Source organism: Brasilonema angustatum, assembly GCF_059505445.1.
Genome location: NZ_JCACKO010000044.1, coordinates 1 through 4,217 on the forward strand (window position 1 = coordinate 1; position 4,217 = coordinate 4,217).

Consider the following 4,217-nt stretch of genomic DNA (forward strand, 5'->3'; position numbering starts at 1 on the left):
TTCACAATGCTTCTAGTACCGTTCCAGCCTCGTAAATTGGCAAAGGTATTGTTAATAATATCCCTATTCTGTCACTCTCCGAAAACATTTGCAATTTCTGAATTCTAGAGCTTTTGTATAGCAAGCGATTGCGCGATTATTTTCTAATAACAAATACAAGACCCATTTTTTGTTAACAGCATCGCTTGTATTGATTGCCTCATGAGGCTTATAGCGATCGCCTTCCCGGAAAGTGACAGAAGAGGGTTAGAACAAATTCTGTCAATTCCTGTTCATCGAAATCAAGATTTGAAAGTCGAAACCTTGAGAGCTTTGATGAAAATAGCCCAGCTAACTGAGGAAGATTTACTCTAATTTTGATCTTGAAGTATTGTAGGCGATGAGGTTCTGTCAACGAACGGCTTTCAGGGCATCGTACAATAACTTGTATCGCTTAAAACCTGCTTCATACACAGCATTTACTTGCGGCTGTACCACCCTCGCATCCTGCGGCAACAGATTGAATGCAGCTTCTAAATTGGGGTATGCACCAACCCCCACCATTGCTAGAATCGCTGCTCCGTAAGCGGCTCCTTCTTCAGCTTTGGGAGCAATGAGTTCTGTTTGCAAAACATCTGCTAAAATTCGTAACCAGATGTTGGATCGCGCTCCTCCACCTGTTGCCAAGAGTTGATGAACGGGAGTAATCTGGCTGATGACTTCCAACGCTGCCCGCAAGCTGAACCCAACGCCCTCCAAAATAGCACGAATAAAATCTGCCTGCGTATGAGCTAATGACAGATTCACCCAAGCACCCCGAGTATCTGGATCGAGATGGGGACTACGCTCTCCTGAAAGATGGGGCAGAAATAGAACACCACGAGCACCAGGAAGCGATCGCTCTGCCATATCCATCAGGTCATTATAGGGAACATTCGGTGCAAACGTATCTCGATACCAACGCAGAGAACCACCTGCCGCCAGCGTCACTCCTAGCTGATGATAGCCACCATCCACATGACAGAATAAATGCACCCGACCTTCTGGATCAGGAATTGGGCGATCACACGGTGCAAAGATAACTCCTGAGGTGCCAATACTCAGACTGCCCCGGTTCAGGTTGCTTGATGAGATGCCCAAACTGATCGCCGCTGCTGCATTGTCGCCTCCGCCTGCAACCACAGGTAATCCGGCTGGTAATCCCACGCGGGCGGCGATTTCTGATTTTAGTCGTCCGGCGATCGCCGTAGACTCGACTACCGGGGGAAACAACGCTGGGTTGAGATTGAGAGCATTGAGAATATCCATATCCCATTGCCGAGTCGCCAGGTTCAGACACCCGACACCGGACGCATCAGATGGCTCTGTCACTGACTCGCCAGTTAGCACATATCCAAGATAATCTTTTGGCAAAAGAATCTGCCAAAGCCGAGCATATGCTTGCGGTTCTTCAGTCCGCAACCACACAAGCTTCGGAAGCTGAAACCCAGTAATTGCAGGATTTCCAGTACGCTGAATCAATTCTTGACGGGGAATGGTGGCTTCAATCGCATCAACGGCTTTACCAGTGCGCTGGTCATTCCACAAAATTGCCGGTCTGATCACTGTGCCCTCTGCATCAAGAGGAACCATACCATGCATTTGTCCAGACAAACCCAGAGCTATTGCTCGGTATCCATCTAGCTGTTGAGCAACATCGAACAGGGCATCCAGACTCGCCTCGACCCAATCCGATGGGTTCTGTTCCGTCCAACCGGGCTGTGGGATTAACAGGGGATAGCTTCTGGTTGTCTGAGCGATAACTTGCCCTTGTAGTAGGTCTACTGCGATCGCCCGCACTCCTCCTGTACCTAGATCTAAGCCAACTACGACGTCAGTCAATTCCCCCTCCCAAATTCTCAATCTAGTGAAGGACTTCAAAAATTTGAACTTCTTTTAGTCTAATCTTCTCACAGAAATGTATGAAAAACTTCATAAACGTTTTGAAAATCGCACTCCTAGTAATTACTCTTTACTCTGTTTAATAATTGCAGTTATTTCTTCAAAAACTAAATCAGCAGAGTGTTGAACAACAGAACTTAATTCCAGTCCAAAATCAAGATTTTCGGCTTCAATTAAGTAAACAGTCACCTCTTCGGGAAAGTCTTCTTTAAAGATTTTTCTACCTGCGGCTAAAGCATGATCCCAGCGAAAATTATGCAGATTATAACTGGCTTCTGGCAAAGCTTCAAGTTCTTTTCCTGGAACTTGAAATATAGCCCCTGGTTCAGAATCAGTTGAACTTGCATCAATGATAATTAATTTTTTGCTACCTCTTGCCTGAAACATGACTTCGATCCCTGCGGTACCACAGTCATAAACTCGCACATCAGGAAGAGGATATTGGCTAAGATATTTTTGTAAGCGTTGGGCAATGAGTACGCCTACAGCGTCATCACTACGATTGAGATTTCCGCAACCAATGATTGTGAGCATTTTAGAGCTAACGGCTAATAGCTAAACAATTGAGTGTTACACTACCCTAGACGCAAGTCAGTTATATTTTATGGATTTAAAACAACAAAATTGGAAAAATTTCACGACTAACCATTTGCGTGACTGGCATGGAATCTGGACAAGATATTCTCCCCAAGGTGAGGTAACCGAATCATTTCCAAGTCTCAGAAGCTTTCGGAGTAATCCAAAGCAGACCGAAATCGTTCAAAAGAATCACTACGCATATAGTGATGGCAGAAGAGTAGAACAAAGTTGGGAATATAATCAACTCTCGAATAGCTTATCTAATGGACTTTTTCATCCACAAAATGAATCGATGAGGGGAATTTTCTTTGAATCCGGTCATGCTGCTTGGGTTACAACTAAGTTGAAAACAGATTCATATTTTGCCGTTGAACTATTTTTTAAATATCAGGAATTAAGACATAGTGTAGGTATCGTTTATGATCAGGCTGGTAGTTTGTTCAGAACGGCAAATATTCGCGAAGATAGTACTGGCTTTCCTAGTCAATACTGGTCAAATGAAATCAATCAATTGCCAGAGCGAGATTTCAACGGTAATTGGCAAGGAACTGCTGTGACTATGACTCCAGATTTAAAGATTTTTCAGCCTGTCGCGACTCAGTTACACTGGGTTGGGGAAGGACACAAAACTTTCTTTTTGCCTGATGGCGTTTCTATCAGTTGTCCAGGCAAAGTGAGTGTTGGCACTTCCTTTACTATGGCAGCTAACTGGTTAGTGAAAGCCTCCGAGATGCAACAACTGCTTGTCAACTATGACGAGTCTGGAGATTTTTCGGCACTGACGCTGGAACTATTGTATGTTTGAATACATCTAAGTAGATAGAACACTTTTTTCATACTCTCAGTGTGGGTATTCTGTAAAAGGCACTAACCTTTAACAAGTGTTGAAAATCTAACAAGGAGATACGTCAGTGGCATATTTATTGAAAGTCACATACTCACAAGGAACGAATTTCAAACAGAGTCTTAAGGATTCAAGTGATCTGGGAGTCTGTGAGAAGTACAATGTCAGCAGCGGCAGGTCTTTTAGAGTTAAAGAAAGAGTAGAGGCAGACAAAGACCACTATAGAGTCACTTTGTTTGATAAACTTGGAAATTCTGGATGTCCTCAATACGACACTTGGTATGTCTTCAAAGCCCATGTCGATATCCAATCAGAAACATCTGGTTCTGTTGCAGACGTGGTTGTTATCAATGCTTCAAGTGGTCTGAATGTTCGGGAACAACCGGGTACGAGTGCTCGTGAACTTGGTAAAATTCCCAATGGATCAAGAGTCTCCGTGTACGGTGAAGGCAAAGATAATGACGGCTTTCGTTGGATTAAGGTTAAATCTAACCAATGGGTTTCTTCTGAGGGCTGGATCGCTACTGAGTATCTGAAGATTTTATCAATCCGATAAACTTGTAGACCGTATTGTGAGGATTGTCATTAGTCATGAGCCACTAAACCACAAAAGACAAAGGACGAATGACTAATGACAGTCTTGTGGGTTTGCCCTGATGTTCGCCAGTAACTTAAACGGGCAAGACTTAGCAAAACCGTGTGGATATCTTAGCTGTTTGTGTATCTTCACATTTATAGCAGTCGCCACAATTGTTAGGACATTTCTCTGTTCCCTGTTAAGGGTTTCCTGTTTCCTTGAGATCAAAATATGATGTCCTAACTCCTAAGAAACACATTCGGTAGGTGTGGAAATAGGGATGAGTTCTAAGCCAAG

At 43.7% G+C, this 4,217-nt stretch carries 5 protein-coding genes; 3 read left to right on the forward strand and 2 right to left on the reverse strand.

The genetic code is table 11. The features are described from left to right. The first annotated feature begins 201 nt into the window (after nt 1-201). The gene (locus AC5JM2_RS10415) at nt 202-354 is read left to right on the forward strand and encodes a type II toxin-antitoxin system HicA family toxin (RefSeq protein ID WP_495834816.1); all 153 of its coding nucleotides are present in this window, start codon (nt 202-204) and stop codon (nt 352-354) included. A gap of 36 nt (nt 355-390) precedes the next feature. Here the strand turns inward: AC5JM2_RS10415 and xylB are convergent, their stop codons facing one another. Beyond that, nucleotides 391-1,860: a xylulokinase gene (gene xylB, locus AC5JM2_RS10420; protein WP_495834817.1), complete on the reverse strand. Its 1,470-nt coding sequence runs from the start codon at nt 1,858-1,860 to the stop codon at nt 391-393. Nucleotides 1,861-1,983: 123 nt separating this feature from the next. Then, on the reverse strand, nt 1,984-2,454 hold the full coding sequence (locus tag AC5JM2_RS10425; RefSeq protein WP_495834818.1) for a hydrogenase maturation protease: 471 nt from the start codon (nt 2,452-2,454) through the stop codon (nt 1,984-1,986). Between the two features lie 70 nt (nt 2,455-2,524). Here AC5JM2_RS10425 and AC5JM2_RS10430 point away from each other — a divergent pair, with 70 nt between their 5' ends. Then, nucleotides 2,525-3,304: a DUF3598 family protein gene (locus AC5JM2_RS10430; protein ID WP_495834819.1), complete on the forward strand. Its 780-nt coding sequence runs from the start codon at nt 2,525-2,527 to the stop codon at nt 3,302-3,304. Between the two features lie 106 nt (nt 3,305-3,410). Beyond that, complete coding sequence (locus AC5JM2_RS10435) at nt 3,411-3,899, forward strand: SH3 domain-containing protein (protein ID WP_495834820.1); 489 nt, start codon at nt 3,411-3,413, stop codon at nt 3,897-3,899. Nucleotides 3,900-4,217: the final 318 nt, after the last annotated feature.

What these genes read in the sequence shown, in the direction of transcription:
- AC5JM2_RS10415 (WP_495834816.1), top strand. Translation starts at nt 202, where the DNA reads ATGAGGCTTATAGCGATCGCCTTCCCGGAAAGTGACAGAAGAGGGTTA.
- AC5JM2_RS10425 (WP_495834818.1), bottom strand. Translation starts at nt 2,454, where the DNA reads ATGCTCACAATCATTGGTTGCGGAAATCTCAATCGTAGTGATGACGCT.
- AC5JM2_RS10430 (WP_495834819.1), top strand. Translation starts at nt 2,525, where the DNA reads ATGGATTTAAAACAACAAAATTGGAAAAATTTCACGACTAACCATTTG.